Origin of the sequence: Citrobacter sedlakii (assembly GCF_018128425.1) — a bacterium.
GTDB lineage: Bacteria > Pseudomonadota > Gammaproteobacteria > Enterobacterales > Enterobacteriaceae > Citrobacter_A > Citrobacter_A sedlakii.
The window spans coordinates 4,083,014-4,102,847 of record NZ_CP071070.1 but is presented as its reverse complement, the minus strand read 5'-3'; the positions used below and the strand labels follow the sequence as shown (position 1 = coordinate 4,102,847).

The following is a 19,834-nucleotide window of genomic DNA, read 5'->3' as shown; positions in this document are numbered from 1 at the left end:
TTAAATGCTGTCGCGTTCCAGTGGGCAGCTCATGCAGCGTGCGCCGCCGCGCCCGCGTCCCAGTTCGTCGCCGGGGATAGGCAGTACGGTGATCCCCGCTTTGTCGTATTTCTCGTTGGTCCAGATATTGCGCTCGTAGCCCACCACAACGCCGGGGCGCAGGGTGAGGACGTTATTGGCGTCATTCCACTGTTCGCGCTCGGCCTCAAAGGCGTCGCCGCCGGTGGTGATTAAGCGGACCTGATCGATGCCGAGCGCTTTTTCAATGGCGTTCACCAGCGTGCGCTCCTCGGTACGCTTCAGCCCGCCGCGCCCGTCCGGGGTCAGGGTCCAGCACTTGACGTCCTGACGCACCACTTCCGGGTACACGGAAAACGTGTCGATATCGATATGGGTCATCACCGTGTCGAGATGCATACAGGAGCGGTGTTTAGGCAGCTCAACGGCAATCACCCGTTCGGCCTGACGATGGGTAAACAGCGCCTGAGCCAGAAATTCAATGCCCTGCGGCGTGGTGCGTTCGGACATGCCGATTAATACCGCGCCGCGTCCAATCACCAGTACATCTCCGCCTTCAAGCGTCGCGTGGTCGTAATTAATGTTTTCGTCGCCGAAATATTTAATAAATTCGCCGTCGGCAAATTGTGGGTGCCAGCGATATATCGCACGCAAATTATTGGTTTCACGCTGACGGGCGGGTTTCGCCATCGGATTAATCGAAACGCCGTTATATATCCAGCATGAAGTGTCGCGAGTGAATAAGTGGTTAGGTAATGGCTTCATAATAAAGTCATTAATATCGTGAGTATCCACCACGATATTTTTAATGGATGCCGGAATTTCACCGTACGTGAGTCCGCCGCTTAAATGCCGCGCCAGTTCCCGGTGCGGCATATCCGCCAGCCACGCGCGAATGTCGGCGGCAAAGGTTGGGCCGAGTCGGTAATCGGAAATTTGCGTCTCCAGTAGCCAGCGCCTGGCGTCAGCGATATCCAGGGTTTGTGTTAATAAATCAGTCAGTAACAGCACTTCGATGCCCTGTTGACGCAGGGTGTTGGCAAAAATGTCATGCTCCTCACCCGCACGTTCAACCGACAGCACGTCATCAAATAACAGCGCCTGACAGTTAGATGGCGTGAGGCGTTTCAGGCTGAGATTTGGGCGATGCAGCATTACGCTGCGCAGTTGACCGATTTCAGAACCGACATAATGTTTTTCCATTACGATACCTTCCACTCTGTTTCAGGAATAAAAAGGTGGTGGCTGCAAATAATCAGGTTATTCGCAGTCAGGACAGTGCAGATAATTTTCGTAAAGCATCATTAAATTAATTTCAGAGGGATTGTGTGATGGGATTCACATCAGGTGGGATATGTGTATTTTCTTAATTAATATATGACGGGGGTCTGAGAAATAACAAAAATAATAAGATCTAAAATGAATTACTACGCAATTATGCGGCGGCTTATGCGACAGTGTTAATTATTTGTTGGGGGCGATATATAAATTATCTCCGCTAACCGATTGATTTGTAAGGGTTGCTAACAATTTACTGCATAAGTATGCGTAATGCTAATTATATTATTTAGGACCAAAATTAAATCATGCGATAATTATGAGAATGTTGCTCGTTAATGCAGGGAAAATGAAGTGTGATCGGCTGCTGATTTTTCCTGTAAAGAATTTAATAACAGCAGGTTAGGCAGCGTTAAGGAAACGCTGGTTTACCAGTTATGCAGAAAAAGCGCATAAATTACAATTAGCTGTTAACAGTCCATCAACAAGTCCGCCGATAAACATGCGCTGACGCAAAACTTCGTCAGACGGGGGTGGTGCTCCGCTAAAAATTCTCGTATAACAATTTAAAATGAAACGCTGTTTTAATTGTGAGGTATGAGATGATCGTCGGCAATATTCACCATCTGCAATCCTGGCTTCCTCAGGAGTTGCGCGAAGCCATTGAGCACATAAAAGCCCATGTCTCTGAAACAACAGAAAAGGGTAAGCACGATATTGACGGTAACCGACTGTTTTACTTGATTTCGGAAGACATGACCGAGCCGTTTGAAAAGCGTCGGGCGGAGTATCATGCGCGCTATCTGGACATCCAGATCGTTTTAAAAGGGCAGGAAGGGATGACCTTCAGCACGTTGCCAGCAGGAACGCCGGAAACGGACTGGCTGGCGGAAAAAGATATCGCCTTCTTACCGGAAGGTGAGCAGGAAAAGACAGTGATCCTGAATGAAGGCGACTTTGTCGTCTTTTATCCAGGAGAAGTCCACAAGCCGCTGTGCGCCGTCGGCGCACCGGCGCAGGTGCGTAAAGCGGTGGTTAAGCTGCTGGTAGCGTAATACGCCAGGGCCGGGCGGCGATTGCGCGCCCGGCCTCCGGCAACGGATTATTGCGATAACGTCGCGACCATTACCGCTTTGATGGTGTGCATCCGGTTTTCGGCCTGATCGAACACAATGCTGGCCGGAGACTCAAACACCTCGTCGGTCACTTCCATGCCGCCATGCAGCCCGTACTCTGCGGCCATTTTCTTGCCCAGCGTGGTCTGGTCGTCGTGGAACGCGGGCAGGCAGTGCAGAAACTTCACCTGCGGATTGCCCGTAAGCGCCATCATCTGGCTGTTGACCTGATAGCCGCGCAACAGCGAGATACGCTCCGCCCACTTTTCTTTTGGTTCGCCCATCGATACCCAGACGTCGGTATAGATAAAGTCCGCGCCCTTGACGCCTGCGGCAACGTCTGCGGTAAGAGTGATATTCCCGCCGTTTTTCTTCGCCATCGCCTGGCATTCTGCCACCAGCGCAGCCTCCGGCCAGCAGGACTCAGGCGCGACCAGACGCAGATCCAGCCCGGTTAAGGCGGCGGCTTCAAGCATCGAGTTGCCCATGTTGTTGCGCGCATCGCCCGCATACGCCAGCGTCATTTCGTTAAACGCTTTGCCCGGCAGATGCTCCTGCATGGTCAGCAGGTCAGCCAGCAATTGGGTCGGATGAAATTCATCAGTCAGGCCATTCCACACCGGAACGCCAGCGTAGGCCGCCAGCGTTTCGACCAGTTCCTGGCCGTAGCCGCGGTACTGAATGCCGTCATACATTCGCCCGAGCACGCGGGCGGTGTCTTTCATCGACTCTTTGTGGCCAATTTGACTGCCGCTGGGGCCGAGATAGGTCACGCGCGCGCCCTGGTCATATGCGGCAACTTCGAAAGAGCATCGTGTACGGGTCGAGTCTTTTTCGAAGATGAGCGCGATATTTTTGCCCGTCAGTTTCTGTTCTTCTGTGCCGTTTTTCCTGGCAGCTTTCAGGGAGGCTGCGAGTTGCAGCAGCGCGGTAAGTTCAGCAGAGGTAAAATCGAGTAACTTCAAAAAATGCTTCTGATAAAAACCTGACATAGATCCCTCCTGAGGCATAAGCCACTTATTGAATTAAAATTCAATTTATATGGATGATTATGCAATTGCAACCCCGTTTAACAAATCTTTCCTGGAAAGGTGGAGGCAATGACGGCGGTGTGTGACAATAAGAGTATCGGCAGGACATTATGAGGAACGAGCTATGGCAAACCCGGAACTACTGGAAGAACAGCGTGAAGAGACGCGCCTGATTATTGAAGAATTACTGGAAGATGGCAGCGACCCGGACGCGCTGTACACCATCGAGCATCACCTTTCCGCAGACGACTTCGAAACCCTGGAAAAAGCGGCGGTAGAAGCGTTTAAACTCGGTTATGAAGTGACTGAGCCGGAAGAACTGGAAGTGGAAGAAGGCGACACGGTGATCTGCTGCGATATCCTCAGTGAATGCGCGCTGAATGCCGAACTGATTGATGCGCAGGTTGAACAACTGATGACCCTGGCGGAAAAATATGATGTTGAATACGACGGCTGGGGCACCTACTTTGAAGATCCGAACGGCGAAGAAGGTGAAGGCGACGACGACGATTTCGTCGATGAAGATGACGACGGCGTGCGTCACTAATCGCACAATGCGCTGAACGTGCGGCAACGCTGGTTGCCGCACTGTTTTGACAGGTTACACATGGATTACCCGCAAATACTCGCTCCGATTCTGCGCTTCCTGCACTGCCCAACGCCTCAGGCGTGGATTGACCAGGCGCGCCTCCCGCAACATCTTCCTCTGTTACTGACCGACCATCTGCTCTGCGAGCTGAAAGCAGCGCAAACGGCGATGCTGCTGGTGCGTAAGTACGTCGCGGATAAACAGGGGGCGCAAGCGCTGCTCGCCTGGCTTCAGCCTTATGAAGCGTTTGCCTTCCGTGACGGGCCGGAACCGGATTTCGTCGCGCTGAATAAACACATTGGTAAAAGCGTGATGCCGAAAACCGACGATCCGTGGGGACAGCGGTTGATCGACAGCATGGTGCTGCTGATAAAAGAAGAGCTACATCATTTCTGGCAGGTGCGGGAAGCGATGCAGGCGCGCAATATTCCCTATGTGAAAATCACCGCCAGCCGTTACGCCAAAGGGATGCTGAAAGAAGTGCGCACGCATGAACCGCTTACGCTTATCGATAAGCTCATTTGCGGCGCTTACATTGAGGCGCGCTCCTGCGAACGTTTCGCTGCGCTGGCTCCGTACCTGGATGACGCTCTGCAGACGTTCTATCTTTCGCTTTTGCGTTCCGAAGCGCGGCACTATCAGGACTATCTGGCGCTGGCGCAACAGGTGTCACAAGAGGACATTTCGCCCCGCGTGCGCTATTTCGGAGAAGTGGAAGCGGCGTTGATCGCTTCGCCGGACTGCGTGTTTCGCTTCCATAGCGGTGTTCCCGTCGCCTCTTAATTTCGGTAGTTCTGTCTGGCGTAAGGTGACATCACAACGAAAGACGTGAAAAATGGCTCTCTTTTACGCGCGGATCCCTCACGCGCAGGCAAGGAATACCGATGAACTGGACACATGTCATACTCGCAGGCTACGTTGGCGCGATTCTCGCTATCGTCATTGGCCTGTTTCGTAAAAAGGGGTGGGTCGGGAAAGTCTCCGGCGCGGTAATTTTTATTGTGGCGATCGTGGCGTGGAATTTATTTGACGTTCACTATCTGATCCCACGCGAAAAAGCGGCGACGGGGCAGAGCGAAGAACAGCAGTTTAATGAGGCGATGACCACGCTGCCGACCATGCAGGTTTTGAAAGAGCAGGAGCCTGAACTCTGGAATCGTATCCGCGATCAGGCTGTTCAGATGCGTAAAGAAGGAAAATCTGAGCAGCAATTAATTGATACTGTGCAACCGCAGATATTGCAGATCCAGATGGCGCGCCTGCAAAACGCGCCGGATGATAACGTCATTAACTACATGAAAATCAATCTGGAGCAGATTGCCGCTGTGCAGAAAAAGGGGGATGACGCGTGTTTTCGTTTCCTCTTTCCGGCGGTGAAGGGCGGCATTAATCCGATGCGGATGATCTCACCCGAGATCATCAAACGCCGGATGGACAGTGACGTGGCGATGATGCGCGCAGCCTATGGGCCGAATAAACACACGGTGACGGATGCCGAAAAGCAACAGGCGTTGCAGGACCTGCGCAACGTGGTGCCGACGCTGGCGCAACGCTATGGCGATGATTTGCAAATTATGGCGGAACCGCAGAAAGGGATAGGCAAAGAGAAAATTGCCTGCAATCTGGTGCAGGACATGTGGACGGAAGTTCTGACGTTGCCAGCAGCCAACGCCGCTGGCGTCATTCGACTTTCGGTATCCCCTGAAATGCAGTAGCGGCGCTTACAGGGGTTTGAGCATCCGCACTTCGCAGTCGACGTGCCCGGTACAGCCCAGCGGCTCGCTGATATGCTCAAACCCTAGATGTTCGTACAGGCCGATGGCTTCGCGCAGAAAAGCCGTGGTCTCGAGATAACAGCGTTTGAATCCCTGCTCACGGGCGTGGTCCAGCGCCATCAGCGCCAGTTTCTTAGCGAGCCCCTTCCCTCGAATGGTCGGCAGAAAGTACATTTTTTGCAGCTCGCAAATGTCCGGTTCGCTACAGGTCAACGGCGCAATCCCACCGCCGCCCACCACTTCACCCTGACACTCCACCACCCAGTAGGCGTGACCCGGCTGGCAATACAGCTGATATAACGCATCCAGATTCGGATCGGCAACGGTGTAGCCTTTGTCAGCAGTAAGGCCATATTCGGCGGAAACCTGGCGGATAACGGCGGCAATCGCCTGATTATCGTTAGCCGTCAGGCGACGTAAGGTGGGGGAAGAGTCGACAGCATTCATTGTACAATCCGGATAAATTACGCAAATAATCCGCACTAATAGCACCCTCCGCTAAGTGATGCAAGCGCCTTATCGCGCGGAGGAATTATGTAAATCAAAACATGAATAAGGTATTATTCTTTTACAGGCAAACTATTGCCTGCTAATTATGTGCATTTTTAAGGAACAATTTTTCAGGGATCTAATATGCAGGAAAATCTTATAAAGAGTGAGACTCCGTCTCATCGTTTTCATTTTCGCGGCGATGGCGGTAGCTATTTTCTTATTTGTCTTGTCAATTCATTACTGGTTTTAATTACGCTGGGTATTTATTTGCCCTGGGCGCTAATGAAATGCCGCCGATATATTTATGCCAACATGACGCTAAACGGCCAACCTTTTAGCTGGAACATGAAAGGTGGCGATATATTCCTGAGCTGGCTAATGTTGGTGGTGATATATATCGCAGGTGTCGGATTTATTAGCATGGAGTACGTTGCGGTTGGCGCGACGATTCTGGCGCTGCTGATCTTATCGCTTCCCATACTGATGATGAAAAATCTGCAATGTCAGGCGATGATGACCTCGCTGAACGGCGTTCGCTTTGGCTTTCGATTTTCTTCTGTGAAGGCGATGTGGAATCTGCTATTTCTGCCGGTATTGTTGATATTGGCACTGGTCGTGGTGGTTTATTGCCTGTACCGGGTTTGCCCGCGCGAAAGTTTGGGCGAAATTATTTTTTCGGCGATTGCGCTGGGTCTGATATCGCTGGCGGGAATGGGCACGATCAGCGGCTTTCTCTACAGTCGCCTGATGACAATGGTGGGCGAGGGAGGCAGTTTTGGCATCCACCGTTTTTCGGTACAGATTAACCTCCGGCACTGCATTAAGTCGGCGATTCTGGCAATGGCGGCGTTAATTCCGTTTCTCACGGTGATCGGTTTTATGGCCGTTGCGTTGATCAAATCCGCCGCAGAACTGGACGTGACGGGGATGTCGGAAGACGAGATAGAAACGCTAATTCTTATCGAATACCAACGACAGATTATGATGATGCAGATTATTTATTATCTGGGCTTTGCGGTATCGACCAGCTATCTCATCGTCGCGTTTCGTAACCATTTCCTCAATAACCTGCAACTTGCCGACGGACATATCCGTTTTCGCTCTACGCTGAGCTGGCATGGGATGGTGTACCGGTTGGGCGGCCTGTATCTGATTTCAGGGATTACCGGCGGGCTGGCCTATCCGCTGCTGCGCGTGTGGGTGATTAAATGGCTGGCGGAGAACACTTGCGTGGAGGGTGATCTGGATACGCTGGCGCTGAGCGACAGCGATGAGCGGCTAGATAACGGCCTGGTGTCGCGCCTGTCCCGCGGCGTGATGCCGACGCTCTATTTTATGTAAAAAAAAGCCGGATGGCGTGACCGCTTCTCCGGCTTTAATCTTGTGAGCCGGACAAGACATTCTGCCTCGTTGTCCGGCTGTCTGCTTACAGTGCGGCAATCACCGCCTGCTGCTCAATCAGCTTGGCTTTCGCTTCGGCGTAGCCTTCCAGCTTCTCACGCTCTTTGGCGATCACCGCTTCCGGTGCGCGCGCCACAAAGCCTTCGTTGGCCAGTTTGCCTTCAATACGGCCAATTTCGGCTTCCACCTTCGCCACTTCCTTCGCCAGACGCGCCAGTTCGGCCTCTTTGTCGATCAGGCCCGCCATTGGGATCAGTAGCTCGGCGCCGTCGATAATCTTGGTTACGGAAACCGGACCTTTATCATCCACAGGCAGTACGGTGATGCTTTCCAGACGCGCCAGCGTTTGCAGGAAGCTACGGTTGTCGTTCACGCGACGAACGGCATCTTCGCTACAACCGCGCAGCAGCAGCGCCAGCGGTTTGCCCGGCGCGATGTTCATTTCCGCACGGATATTACGTACAGCCACGATCGCCTGCTTCAGCCATTCGGTATCCGCCAGCGCCGCTTCGTCAACCTGAGAGGCGTCATAAGCCGGGAACGGCTGGAGCATGATAGTGTCTGCGTTAATGCCGCAAATCACCTTCACGCGCTGCCAGATGGTTTCCGTGATGAACGGAATGATCGGATGTGCCAGGCGCAGCAGACCTTCCAGTACGGTCACCAGCGTATGGCGGGTGCCGCGCAGTTCTGCTTCTGTTCCGCCGTTCATCACCGGCTTGGTCAGCTCAAGATACCAGTCACAGAACTGGTTCCAGGTGAATTCATACAGAATGCCTGCGGCAATGTCGAAGCGGAAGCTGTCCAGCGCTTCACGGTACGCTTTTACGGTCCGGTTGAATTCCGCGAGGATCCAACGGTCTGCCAGCGACAGCGTCATTTCACCGCCGTTGAAACCGCAGTCCTGATCTTCGGTATTCATCAGGACAAAGCGGCTGGCGTTCCACAGCTTGTTACAGAAGTTACGGTAGCCTTCCAGACGCTTCATATCCCAGTTGATGTCGCGACCGGTTGACGCCAGCGCCGCCAGGGTGAAGCGCAGGGCGTCGGTGCCGTGCGGTTCAATGCCGTCCGGGAACTGCTTCTCGGTGCGTTTGGCGATTTTCTCTGCCAGCTGCGGCTGCATCATATTGCCGGTACGTTTCTCCAGCAGTTCCGGCAGGGAGATGCCGTCCACCATATCCAGCGGATCGATCACGTTACCCTTGGACTTGGACATCTTCTGGCCTTCGTCGTCGCGGATAAGCCCCGTCATATAGACGGTCTTAAACGGTACCTGCGGCTTGCCGTTTTCATCTTTGATGAAGTGCATGGTCATCATGATCATGCGGGCGATCCAGAAGAAGATGATGTCGAAGCCGGATACCATCACGCTGGTTGGGTGGAACTGACGCAGCGCGTCGGTGTTTTCCGGCCAACCGAGGGTGGAGAAGGTCCACAGCGCGGAAGAGAACCAGGTATCCAGGACGTCGTCGTCCTGACGCAGCGCAACGTCGGCGGACAGGTTATTTTCCTGACGCACGTCGTCTTCGCTGCGGCCGACATAAACGTTGCCTTCGTTGTCGTACCATGCCGGGATACGGTGACCCCACCACAGCTGGCGGGAAATACACCAGTCCTGAATATCGCGCATCCAGGAGAAGTACATGTTTTCATACTGCTTCGGCACAAACTGAATATCGCCGTTTTCAACCGCTTCTACCGCCGGTTTGGCCAGCACGTCGGCGCGGACGTACCACTGGTCGGTCAGCATCGGTTCGATAACCACGCCGCCGCGATCGCCGTACGGCACGGTAAGATCGTGCGGTTTAATTTCTTCCAGCAGGCCCAGCGCGTCTACAGCGGCAACCACCGCTTTACGTGCGGCGAAGCGTTCCAGCTTCTGGAACTCAGCCGGGATATCGCTTGAGTAAACGTCAGACTCGTTGCCTTTGGTGTCGTACACTTCCGCGCTTTCACGGATGTCACCGTCGAAAGTCAGAATGTTGATCATCGGCAGAGCGTGACGACGGCCCACTTCGTAGTCGTTAAAGTCGTGCGCCGGGGTGATCTTCACGCAGCCGGTGCCTTTTTCCATGTCGGCGTGTTCGTCGCCGACAATCGGAATACGGCGGTTCACCAGCGGCAGCACCACGAACTTGCCAATCAGATCCTTATAACGCGGATCTTCCGGGTTCACGGCCACGCCGGTATCGCCCAACAGCGTTTCCGGACGGGTGGTTGCGACCACCAGATAATCTTTACCGTCGGCGGTTTTGGCGCCGTCGGCCAGCGGATAGCGGATATGCCACATGGAGCCTTTCGACTCGCGGTTTTCAACTTCGAGGTCAGAGATCGCGGTGCGCAGCTTCGGGTCCCAGTTCACCAGACGTTTGCCGCGGTAGATCAGGTCTTCTTTGTACAGACGGACGAACACTTCTTTCACGGCATTAGAAAGACCTTCGTCCATAGTGAAGCGCTCGCGCTCCCAGTCTACGGAGTTGCCGAGACGGCGCATCTGGCGAGTGATCGTGCCGCCGGATTCCGCCTTCCACTGCCAGATTTTATCAATGAAGGCGTCACGGCCGTAGTCGTGACGGGTTTTCCCTTCTTCTGCGGCAATTTTACGCTCAACCACCATCTGGGTTGCGATACCGGCGTGGTCGGTGCCGACCTGCCACAAGGTGTTTTTGCCCTGCATACGCTGGTAGCGAATCATGGTGTCCATGATGGTTTGCTGGAAAGCATGACCCATATGCAAACTGCCGGTGACGTTCGGCGGCGGGATCATGATGCAGAAACTCTCCTGGCTTTCATCGCCATTGGGTTTGAAATAGCCCTGCTTTTCCCAGTGCTCGTAAAGCGGCTGTTCGATATCTTGCGGGTTGTATGTCTTTTCCATTATTTCCAGGTTGCCGTATTCAGGTTAAAACCCGCCACGCGGTAGGCTTTGTAGCGCTCGCGTGCGGATTGTTTCAGAGAATCTTCGTGAGGAACGAAGTCTATCACTTCTGTGAAAGCGGTGGCAAAATCTGCAAAGCCGACGCGCAGGCTGATGAGCAGATCGCGTGGGCTGCTGTTGCGCTTCTCCGGCCAGGCGATTTCGACCGGCGCGCCACCGCGCGGGCCTTCCCCGGCCAGATTGTGCGGAACAAAGCTTTCCGCAGGTCTTGCCCATAGGGCTTCATCCAGACGCAGCGCCTGCTTTTCGTTTTCGCAGGCGATCAGTACGCGCTTGCCGCTGCGCCAACGTTCTGCGGCAATGTCACACACCAACTGTTCGACGGCGCTGAGGCCGTCCACGGTGTTGTCGTTGTCGAGAAGGTAGAACGTTGCGTTTCTCATATAGGGGGCTTCTTGTTGTGGATTTATATGCAAAGCCGGATGGCGCGATGCTTATCCGGCCTGCAATCAGCATTTCTACGTCGCCCCGGTAGCTTAGCGCCACCGGGCAACAGACGACAATTACTCGTCGCCGTTAAAACCCGCACGGTTCAGCAGGAACTGCGACAGCAGTGCTACCGGACGACCGGTTGCGCCTTTTGCTTTTCCGGAGCGCCAGGCCGTACCGGCGATATCCAGGTGCGCCCAGTTGTACTTACGGGTAAAGCGCGACAGGAAGCAGCCCGCGGTAATCGCCCCACCCGGACGTCCGCCAATGTTCGCCATATCGGCAAAGTTAGACTCCAGTTGCTCCTGGAACTCGTCACCCAGCGGCAGACGCCATGCGCGATCGCCCGCTTGCTCGGACGCGCCGATAAGCTCGTGCGCCAGCGGATTATGGTTCGACATCAGTCCGGTGATGTGGTGGCCCAGCGCAATCACGCAGGCGCCGGTCAGGGTCGCGACGTCAATGACCGCTTCCGGCTCAAAACGCTCAACGTAGGTTAACACGTCACAGAGCACCAGACGGCCTTCGGCGTCGGTGTTCAGCACTTCGACAGTCTGACCGGACATGGTGGTCAGCACGTCTCCCGGACGATAGGCGCGACCACCCGGCATGTTTTCACATCCCGCCAGCACGCCAATGACGTTAATTGGCAGTTGCAGTTCAGCGACCATACGCATTACGCCGTAAACCGCCGCTGCGCCGCACATGTCGTACTTCATCTCATCCATGCCTTCGGCTGGTTTGATGGAGATACCGCCAGAGTCAAAGGTCAAGCCTTTCCCGACCAGCACAATCGGGCGCGCGTCTTCGTCCGGACTGCCTTTGTATTCAATGACCGACATCAGCGATTCGTTCTGGGAGCCGTGTCCGACCGCGAGATAGGCGCACATCCCCAGTTCGCGCATCTGCTGTTCGCCAATGACACGGGTTACAACGTTTTTGCTGTAACTGTCAGCCAGCTGGCGCGCTTGTGACGCCAGGTAGGCGGCGTTACAGATATTTGGCGGCATATTGCCGAGGTCTTTCGCCGCTTTGATCCCGGCGGCGATTGCCAGACCGTGTTGAATGGCCCGCTCGCCGCTGGTCAGTTCGCGGCGGGTCGGCACGTTAAAGACCATTTTACGTAACGGGCGACGCGGCTCGCTTTTGGTGGTCTTCAGTTGATCGAAGCTGTAAAGGGTCTCTTTCGCGGTTTCCACCGCCTGACGCACTTTCCAGTAATTGTTGCGGCCTTTGACGTGCAGTTCTGTCAGGAAGCAGACGGCTTCCATTGAGCCGGTATCATTCAGGGTATTTATCGTTTTCTGAATAACCTGCTTATACTGACGTTCATCCAGCTCGCGCTCTTTGCCACAACCGATGAGGAGGATACGCTCGGACAGAACGTTTGGAACATGGTGCAGTAACAACGTCTGCCCCGGTTTTCCTTCCAGTTCGCCACGGCGCAGCAGGGCACTGATGTACCCGTCGCTGATTTTATCGAGCTGTTCTGCAATCGGAGAAAGGCGGCGTGGTTCAAAGACGCCCACGACGATGCAGGCACTCCGCTGTTTCTCCGGGCTACCGCTTTTTACACTAAACTCCATGCACTACGCTCCTGAATCTTAAAGACAACGGCGGCACCTGCGGTTAGAATTGCAAGCTTTCGTAACTCATGTCCGCTGTTGCGGTGACTTCGTGTTAATCTTAACGTTATTACGGCATTGGCACGTCAGAACGCGTTCTGAGCGGCGAATCCGCTGAGTATAATAATTTTAGCGACGATTTCGACGACTCAAGAGAATAAATGACGGATAAGCCATGAAACAAGCTAAATTCCTGCAAAAGACGAGTTTTTACGGGCGTATTTAAAGTGATAATCATAAGATATCTGGTGCGGGAGACGCTCAAGAGCCAACTGGCGATTCTCTTTATCCTGCTTCTGATCTTTTTCTGTCAGAAGCTGGTGAGGATCCTCGGCGCGGCGGTTGACGGTGACATTCCGGCAAATCTGGTGCTCTCGCTTCTGGGGCTTGGCGTACCTGAAATGGCGCAGCTCATCCTGCCCCTCAGCCTGTTCCTCGGGCTTTTGATGACGCTGGGCAAACTCTATACCGAAAGCGAAATTACGGTCATGCACGCCTGTGGTCTGAGCAAGGCGGTGCTGGTCAAAGCCGCCATGATACTGGCGCTGTTCACCGGGATCATCGCCGCGGTCAACGTCATGTGGGCGGGACCGTGGTCGTCAAAACATCAGGACGAAGTGCTGGCGGAAGCCAAAGCCAACCCGGGTATGGCCGCGCTGGCGCAGGGACAATTCCAGCAGGCGACCAACGGCAGCTCGGTGCTGTTTATCGAAAGCGTAGACGGCAGCGACTTTAAGGATGTGTTCCTGGCGCAAATTCGCCCGAAAGGCAACGCGCGTCCATCCGTGGTCGTGGCAGATTCCGGACACTTGACCCAACTGCGCGACGGCTCCCAGGTGGTCACGCTGAATAAAGGCACCCGCTTCGAAGGCACCGCGTTATTGCGCGATTTCCGTATTACTGACTTCCAGGATTATCGGGCGATTATCGGTCATCAGGCGGTTGCGCTGGATCCGAACGATACCGACCAGATGGACATGCGCACGCTGTGGACGACCGACACCGATCGCGCCCGTGCCGAGCTGCACTGGCGTATCACATTAGTATTCACAGTATTTATGATGGCGTTGATGGTTGTGCCGCTGAGCGTGGTAAACCCGCGCCAGGGACGTGTGCTCTCGATGTTACCGGCGATGTTGCTGTACCTGATGTTCTTCCTGATCCAGACCTCGCTGAAATCCAACGGCGGTAAAGGCAAGCTGGATCCGGCTATCTGGATGTGGTTGGTCAACCTGGTGTATCTGGCGTTAGCCATTGGCCTGAACCTGTGGGATACCGTGCCGGTGCGCCGACTGCGCGCCCGTTTTTCACGTAAAGGAGCGGTGTGATGCAGCCATTTGGTGTCCTTGACCGCTATATCGGTAAAACCATTTTTACCACCATCATGATGACGCTGTTCATGCTGGTGTCGCTCTCTGGCATCATCAAGTTCGTCGACCAGCTGAAAAAGGCCGGGCAGGGGAACTACGATGCGCTGGGCGCCGGGATGTATACCCTGCTCAGCGTGCCGAAAGATGTCCAGATCTTCTTCCCGATGGCCGCGCTGCTTGGCGCGCTGCTGGGCCTCGGCATGCTGGCCCAGCGCAGCGAACTGGTGGTGATGCAGGCCTCCGGCTTCACCCGGATGCAGGTCGCGCTTTCCGTCATGAAAACCGCGATTCCGCTGGTGCTGCTGACCATGGCTATCGGCGAATGGGTCGCGCCGCAGGGCGAACAGATGGCGCGTAATTACCGTGCGCAGGCGATGTACGGCGGTTCGCTGCTTTCCACCCAGCAGGGGTTATGGGCGAAAGACGGCAACAGTTTTGTTTATATCGAACGGGTAAAAGGTGAAGAAGAGTTAGGCGGCATCAGTATTTACGCCTTTAACGATCAGCGCCGTTTGCAGTCTGTTCGCTACGCGGCCTCCGCGACGTTCGACCCGGACGAGAAGGTCTGGCGTCTGTCGCAGGTGGACGAGTCGAACCTGCAGGATCCTAAACAGATTACTGGCTCTCAGACGGTGAGCGGTATATGGAAAACCAACCTCACGCCGGACAAACTGGGCGTGGTGGCGCTGGACCCGGATGCGCTTTCCATTAGCGGCCTGCACAACTATGTGAAGTATCTGAAGTCGAGCGGCCAGGACGCCGGACGCTACCAGCTCAATATGTGGAGCAAAATCTTCCAGCCGTTGTCCGTGGCGGTAATGATGCTGATGGCCCTGTCGTTTATCTTCGGTCCACTGCGTAGCGTACCGATGGGCGTGCGTGTGGTCACCGGCATCAGCTTTGGTTTCGTCTTTTATGTGCTGGACCAGATCTTCGGCCCGTTGACGCTGGTTTACGGTATACCGCCGGTTGTCGGCGCGCTGTTGCCGAGCGCTTCGTTCTTCTTGATAAGCCTGTGGCTGATGATGCGCAAGTCGTAACCGCAGTTTTATCCTTGTGATTGCCCGGTGGCGCTACGCTTGCCGGGCACAATGGGTGCAGCGTTCAGTGTCCGTCAGGCTAACGCTTTCTGCCGCCCAACAGGCTTCCCAGCATCCCGCGAATGATCTGATTGGTAACCTGTCGCGCTGCGCTTTTCGCTACGCTTTGTACCACGCCGTCGCGCTTGCCGCCGCGCGGACCGGTGCTGCCAAACAAAATATCCTTCAACCCGCCCAGGATACCATCGTCAACCGCTACTTCTTTGCCTTTCGCTGCAGGCGCGTTTTGCTCTTCAGTCGCGGCCTGAACACCCTTTTGCAGCAACTCAAACGCCGATTCGCGATCCCGTTCTTCTTCATATTTTCCATAGAGTGAAGAGTGGTTTATCAGCCCGTTGCGCTCGTCGTCAGTAACTGGCCCCATACGCGAGCAGGGGGCAATCACCATTGCCCGCTCCACCACCGATGGACTACCTTTGGCATCCAGGAAGGAGATCAGCGCTTCGCCGGTGCCCAGTTCCTGAATGGCTTTTTCCGTGTCGAACGCTGGATTGGCGCGCATGGTTTGCGCGGCGGTTTTCACCGCTTTTTGATCTTTCGGCGTAAAGGCCCGCAGGGCGTGCTGGACACGATTGCCCAGTTGACCGAGCACGTTATCCGGGATATCAGCGGGATTCTGTGAGACGAACCAGACGCCAACGCCCTTCGAACGGATGAGGCGGATCACCTGTTCGATTTTATCCAGCAGCACCTCTGGCGCATCGTTGAACAGCAAATGCGCTTCGTCGAAAAAGAACACCAGCTTCGGTTTTTCCAGATCGCCCGCCTCCGGCAGTTGCTCGTAAAGCTCAGAGAGCATCCACAGCAGGCTGGCGGCATAGAGTTTCGGCATCTGGTAGAGTTTTTCGGCGCTAAGGATATTGATGATCCCTTTACCGCTGGCATCGGTGCGCATCCAGTCTTTGATGTCGAGCATCGGCTCGCCGAAGAAATGGTTCGCCCCCTGTTGTTCTAAAGTCAACAGGCCGCGCTGGATCGCGCCGATGGAAGCGCTGCTGATATTGCCATACTGATTCTGGAAGGATTTCGCGTTATCGCCGATATATTGGGTAATCGCCCGCAGGTCTTTAAAATCGAGCAGTAAAAATCCCTGATCGTCGGCAATGCGGAAGATGATGTTCAGCACGCCGGACTGCACCTCATTGAGATTCAGCAGGCGCGCCAGTAGTAGCGGTCCGAGGTCCGAGATCGTGGCGCGTACCGGATGTCCCTTCTCGCCAAAGATATCCCACAGCACCACCGGGTTATTATGCGGCTGCCAGTCGCTGACGCCGATGTTTTGCAGCCTGGCAAGCAACTTCTCAGAGGCTTGTCCTTCCTGAGCCACCCCGGTGAGATCGCCTTTAACATCCGCCATAAATACCGGTACGCCGATGCCGGATAGCGACTCGGCGAGCTTTTGCAGCGTGACGGTTTTCCCTGTCCCTGTCGCCCCGGTAATCAGGCCGTGACGGTTCGCCATGCCTGGCAGTAAAAACAGTTCGGTGTCCGGCGTGCGGGCAATTAACAAGGGTGCGCTCATGAGATTTCCTCCGTTTATCCTGCGTCGAGTATAGGCAACCGTGCGGCACTCTTCACCGCTTTATTCAACAGATTGCGAGGAGGGTTCCAAAGAGGGCGAGAGGACCGGGTAGCGAATGCCGCCCGGTAGAAGCGATTAAAAGTCGGCTTTAAGCACCACGCGATAACGGGCTTTGCCTTCACGAACGTGCTGGATAGCCTCGTTGATTTGCGACATGGGGAACAGTTCGGTGGTAGGCGCAACCTTGCTGCGACCGGCGAACTTCATTAGCTTACGCAGTTCAAAAGGCGTACCTGTTGCCGAGCCGGAGATGCTGCGATCGCCAGCAATCAGGGTAAACGCCGGGACAGGCAGCGGCTTCAGCACCGCACCGACGGTGTGGAAGTTACCGCCGTGGGCCAGCGCTTCAAAATACGGTTGCCAGTCGAGATCGACGTTGACGGTGTTGATGATCAGATCGAACTGTCCAGCCAGTGCTTTCAGCGCTTCGGGATCGCGGCTGTTCACCACGCTATCGGCACCCATTGCCAATACTTCCTGCTTTTTCGCCGGATTGGAGCTAAACGCGGTCACTTCGCAACCCATCGCATGCAGGAGCTTGATGGCGATATGCCCGAGCCCGCCAATACCGATTACCCCAACACGGCTGGTGGCAGTAATGTGGTGCATCAGCAGCGGTTTAAATACCGTGATGCCGCCGCACAGCAGTGGGCCTGCGGATTCAATATCAATGCTGTCCGGCAGCGGAATCACCCATTGCCAGTCTGCGCGAATTTTCTCGGCAAAGCCGCCGCGATTCAAAATGGTAGGGACGGCGCCTTCCAGACAATTGACCTGGTTACCGCTTATACAGGCGTCGCAATGCCCGCAGCTGCGCGCTGTCCAGCCAATGCCAACGCGCTGACCGACCTTCAGCCCTTTATCCTGCGCCGCGCTGCCGAGGGCCGCCACGCGACCAATCACCTCATGTCCCGCCACCAGCGGGTAGCTCGACATACCCCACTCGTTATCGATCATCGACAAATCGGAATGGCAGATACCGCAGTAGTCCACCTTTACCTCGACATCTTCTGCCTTGAGTTCACCCGCATCATATTCAAAGAGTTCGAGTTCGCTGCCCGCTTCTTTCGCGGCATAGCTTTTTATCATCGACATCGTGTTTCCCTCGTGTGGTGTTGAACTGGAAGTGTAGAGCATGGAAAACCGCGATGCTTCGCAGAAGGGGGGATAATGGCGTCAGGAGGGGAAGGTATGCTGATTTTTTCAACACTTAGTGAACAAGGCAGATGCTACTGCTTGCATGGTTGCGAGCGACAGGTATAATCCACAACGTTTTCCGCATACCTCTTCAGTGCCGAAGTGGCGAAATCGGTAGACGCAGTTGATTCAAAATCAACCGTAGAAATACGTGCCGGTTCGAGTCCGGCCTTCGGCACCATCGGAACATCAATAGACGTCAACGGACGTCTTTTTTTGTGCCTGAAATCCAGTATCCGCAAGGCTTTCCTCGCTTTTTCACTCAACCTAAGCCAACCTGATTCAATCTACATCAACTTACTGATGCGGGTACAACTGTGGGTATATCGCGGTTCGATAATGCTTGTACCCACACAGAACCCTTGAAAGGATACTTATCATGGCTCTGAGTGATGTGAAGGTTCGTTCGGCTAAGCCTGAAGCAAAAGCCTATAAACTGACTGACGGCGACGGTATGGTTTTGCTTGTTCATCCGAACGGCTCAAAATACTGGCGGCTTCGTTATCGTTTCTGTGGTAAAGAGAAGATGCTGGCGCTAGGGAAGTATCCTGAAGTTTCGTTAGCTGATGCTCGATCGCGGCGAGACGAAGCGCGTAAGCTTTTAGCGAACGGCGTCGATCCCAGTGAAAACAAGAAAGCGGTTAAGGTAGAACAGGAGCAAGAGGCGATAACGTTTGAAGTGGTCGCCAGAGACTGGCACGCCAGCAATCAGAAGTGGTCTGCATCACATAGCGCTCGTGTATTGAAAAGCCTAGAAGATAATCTCTTTGCTGCCATCGGTAAGCGGAACATTGCTGATTTGAAGACGCGGGATCTTCTTGTACCCATCAAAGCGGTGGAATCATCCGGACGACTCGAAGTTGCGGCTCGTTTGCAACAGCGAACTACCGCGATTATGCGGTTTGCCGTTCAGAGCGGCTTAATCGATTACAACCCAGTACAAGAGATTGCCGGTGCAGTTGCTACGGCGAAAAGACAGCACCGTGCTGCTCTGGAGCTTAACCGCATTCCTGAATTGCTTCACCGTATCGATCACTATTCCGGAAGACCATTAACCCGACTTGCTGTCGAACTTACCTTGTTAGTTTTTATCCGTTCAAGCGAGCTGCGATTTGCCCGTTGGTCAGAAGTAGATTTCGAAACGGCCATGTGGACGATTCCTGGTGAGCGTGAACCGCTGGAAGGTGTTAAGCATTCTCAACGTGGCTCGAAGATGAGGACTCCTCATCTCGTTCCTTTGTCGCGACAAGCTCTCGCTATCTTGGAAAAGATCAAAAGCATGAATGGGAACCGTGACCTGATCTTCGTAGGAGATCACGATCCGCGTAAACCCATGAGTGAGAACACGGTGAACAAGGCTCTACGAGTGATGGGCTATGACACGAAAACGGAAGTTTGTGGGCATGGTTTCAGGACCATGGCGTGTAGCTCGTTGATCGAATCGGGATTATGGTCGAGGGATGCGGTAGAGCGGCAGATGAGTCACCAGGAGCGTAGCTCTGTGCGAGCAGCTTACATTCATAAGGCGGAGCATCTTGGGGAGCGTAGGCTGATGCTGCAGTGGTGGGCGGATTATCTTGATGCGAATATGCAAAAAGTTATCTCTCCCTTTGGCTATGCCAAAACTAACAACCCATTGTGATGAGTTGGAACGAACCTCTTCATCAATATTCATTTTAAATAAGACACTTCCACCAGGGAAACAAACATACCCTAAATCGCCGGGATATTCATAATGATGTATATCCCGGCGATTTACTTAACCGGATTGACTGTCTAATCACAGTGAAAAGTAAGATTTTTGATGACGGCTATAGGTCGGTGGGTGTTGTAATAATAAATACCGGTAAATGTGGGTGATATCCGAACAGAAATGGATGGCAAGGTTTTG

Annotated in this window: 17 protein-coding genes and 1 tRNA gene; 10 read left to right on the top strand and 8 right to left on the bottom strand. The window is 54.2% G+C overall.

Annotated elements, in window-relative coordinates; genetic code table 11:
* The gene (arcA, locus tag JY391_RS19455) at positions 1-1,221 is read right to left on the bottom strand and encodes an arginine deiminase (RefSeq protein WP_211934874.1); all 1,221 of its coding nucleotides are present in this window, start codon (positions 1,219-1,221) and stop codon (positions 1-3) included.
* A 677-nt stretch (positions 1,222-1,898) separates the two neighbouring features.
* Here arcA and JY391_RS19450 point away from each other — a divergent pair.
* Positions 1,899-2,351, top strand: coding sequence for a YhcH/YjgK/YiaL family protein (locus JY391_RS19450; protein WP_042289403.1), 453 nt, complete (start codon positions 1,899-1,901; stop codon positions 2,349-2,351).
* Between the two features lie 47 nt (positions 2,352-2,398).
* Here the strand turns inward: JY391_RS19450 and argF are convergent, their stop codons facing one another.
* On the bottom strand, positions 2,399-3,403 hold the full coding sequence (argF, locus tag JY391_RS19445; RefSeq protein WP_042289398.1) for an ornithine carbamoyltransferase: 1,005 nt from the start codon (positions 3,401-3,403) through the stop codon (positions 2,399-2,401).
* Between the two features lie 163 nt (positions 3,404-3,566).
* On the opposite strand from argF, the gene rraB reads away from it, so the two are divergent.
* The 3 genes from rraB (at position 3,567) to JY391_RS19430 (ending at position 5,746) form a co-directional block, all read left to right on the top strand.
* Positions 3,567-3,989: a ribonuclease E inhibitor RraB gene (gene rraB / locus JY391_RS19440; protein ID WP_199957023.1), complete on the top strand. Its 423-nt coding sequence runs from the start codon at positions 3,567-3,569 to the stop codon at positions 3,987-3,989.
* A gap of 12 nt (positions 3,990-4,001) precedes the next feature.
* Positions 4,002-4,814: a tRNA isopentenyl-2-thiomethyl-A-37 hydroxylase MiaE gene (gene miaE, locus JY391_RS19435; protein ID WP_211935825.1), complete on the top strand. Its 813-nt coding sequence runs from the start codon at positions 4,002-4,004 to the stop codon at positions 4,812-4,814.
* Between the two features lie 101 nt (positions 4,815-4,915).
* Positions 4,916-5,746 carry a topoisomerase II gene (locus tag JY391_RS19430; RefSeq protein WP_199957024.1) on the top strand — a complete coding sequence of 277 codons (831 nt, stop codon included), beginning with the start codon at positions 4,916-4,918 and terminating at the stop codon, positions 5,744-5,746.
* A 6-nt stretch (positions 5,747-5,752) separates the two neighbouring features.
* Here JY391_RS19430 and JY391_RS19425 read toward each other — a convergent pair whose 3' ends face one another.
* Positions 5,753-6,253 (bottom strand): GNAT family N-acetyltransferase, encoded by a 501-nt coding sequence (locus tag JY391_RS19425; RefSeq protein ID WP_042289390.1) that lies wholly within the window; start codon positions 6,251-6,253, stop codon positions 5,753-5,755.
* 186 nt (positions 6,254-6,439) lie between these two features.
* Between JY391_RS19425 and JY391_RS19420 the strand changes: the two genes are divergently transcribed.
* Entirely contained in the window at positions 6,440-7,639 is a 1,200-nt protein-coding gene (locus JY391_RS19420) for a YjgN family protein (protein WP_211934873.1), read from the top strand.
* A gap of 85 nt (positions 7,640-7,724) precedes the next feature.
* Here the strand turns inward: JY391_RS19420 and JY391_RS19415 are convergent, their stop codons facing one another.
* From JY391_RS19415 to pepA, 3 genes are all read right to left on the bottom strand, one after another.
* The gene (locus JY391_RS19415) at positions 7,725-10,580 is read right to left on the bottom strand and encodes a valine--tRNA ligase (RefSeq protein ID WP_042289387.1); all 2,856 of its coding nucleotides are present in this window, start codon (positions 10,578-10,580) and stop codon (positions 7,725-7,727) included.
* On the bottom strand, positions 10,580-11,023 hold the full coding sequence (gene holC / locus JY391_RS19410) for a DNA polymerase III subunit chi (RefSeq protein ID WP_042289386.1): 444 nt from the start codon (positions 11,021-11,023) through the stop codon (positions 10,580-10,582). The genes JY391_RS19415 and holC overlap by 1 nt, the downstream gene beginning before the upstream one ends.
* Positions 11,024-11,143: 120 nt before the next feature.
* Positions 11,144-12,655 carry a leucyl aminopeptidase gene (gene pepA, locus JY391_RS19405; protein ID WP_060570896.1) on the bottom strand — a complete coding sequence of 504 codons (1,512 nt, stop codon included), beginning with the start codon at positions 12,653-12,655 and terminating at the stop codon, positions 11,144-11,146.
* A 153-nt stretch (positions 12,656-12,808) separates the two neighbouring features.
* Between pepA and ytgA the strand changes: the two genes are divergently transcribed.
* The 3 genes from ytgA (at position 12,809) to lptG (ending at position 15,104) form a co-directional block, all read left to right on the top strand.
* Positions 12,809-12,859, top strand: a complete 51-nt coding sequence (ytgA, locus tag JY391_RS23835; RefSeq protein WP_211180521.1) for a protein YtgA — start codon at positions 12,809-12,811, stop codon at positions 12,857-12,859.
* Between the two features lie 62 nt (positions 12,860-12,921).
* Positions 12,922-14,022 (top strand): LPS export ABC transporter permease LptF, encoded by a 1,101-nt coding sequence (lptF, locus tag JY391_RS19400; protein WP_042289383.1) that lies wholly within the window; start codon positions 12,922-12,924, stop codon positions 14,020-14,022.
* Positions 14,022-15,104 (top strand): LPS export ABC transporter permease LptG, encoded by a 1,083-nt coding sequence (gene lptG / locus JY391_RS19395; RefSeq protein WP_042289381.1) that lies wholly within the window; start codon positions 14,022-14,024, stop codon positions 15,102-15,104. The genes lptF and lptG overlap by 1 nt, the downstream gene beginning before the upstream one ends.
* A 79-nt stretch (positions 15,105-15,183) precedes the next feature.
* Here lptG and JY391_RS19390 read toward each other — a convergent pair whose 3' ends face one another.
* Positions 15,184-16,686 carry a helicase HerA-like C-terminal domain-containing protein gene (locus JY391_RS19390; RefSeq protein WP_042289380.1) on the bottom strand — a complete coding sequence of 501 codons (1,503 nt, stop codon included), beginning with the start codon at positions 16,684-16,686 and terminating at the stop codon, positions 15,184-15,186.
* Between the two features lie 135 nt (positions 16,687-16,821).
* Positions 16,822-17,841, bottom strand: a complete 1,020-nt coding sequence (ahr, locus tag JY391_RS19385; protein ID WP_211934872.1) for an NADPH-dependent aldehyde reductase Ahr — start codon at positions 17,839-17,841, stop codon at positions 16,822-16,824.
* A gap of 198 nt (positions 17,842-18,039) precedes the next feature.
* Here ahr and JY391_RS19380 point away from each other — a divergent pair.
* Together JY391_RS19380 and JY391_RS19375 are read left to right on the top strand one after the other, a co-directional pair.
* Positions 18,040-18,124, top strand: a tRNA-Leu gene (locus JY391_RS19380).
* A gap of 198 nt (positions 18,125-18,322) precedes the next feature.
* Positions 18,323-19,585 carry a tyrosine-type recombinase/integrase gene (locus JY391_RS19375; protein ID WP_211934871.1) on the top strand — a complete coding sequence of 421 codons (1,263 nt, stop codon included), beginning with the start codon at positions 18,323-18,325 and terminating at the stop codon, positions 19,583-19,585.
* The last annotated feature ends 249 nt before the right edge of the window (positions 19,586-19,834 follow it).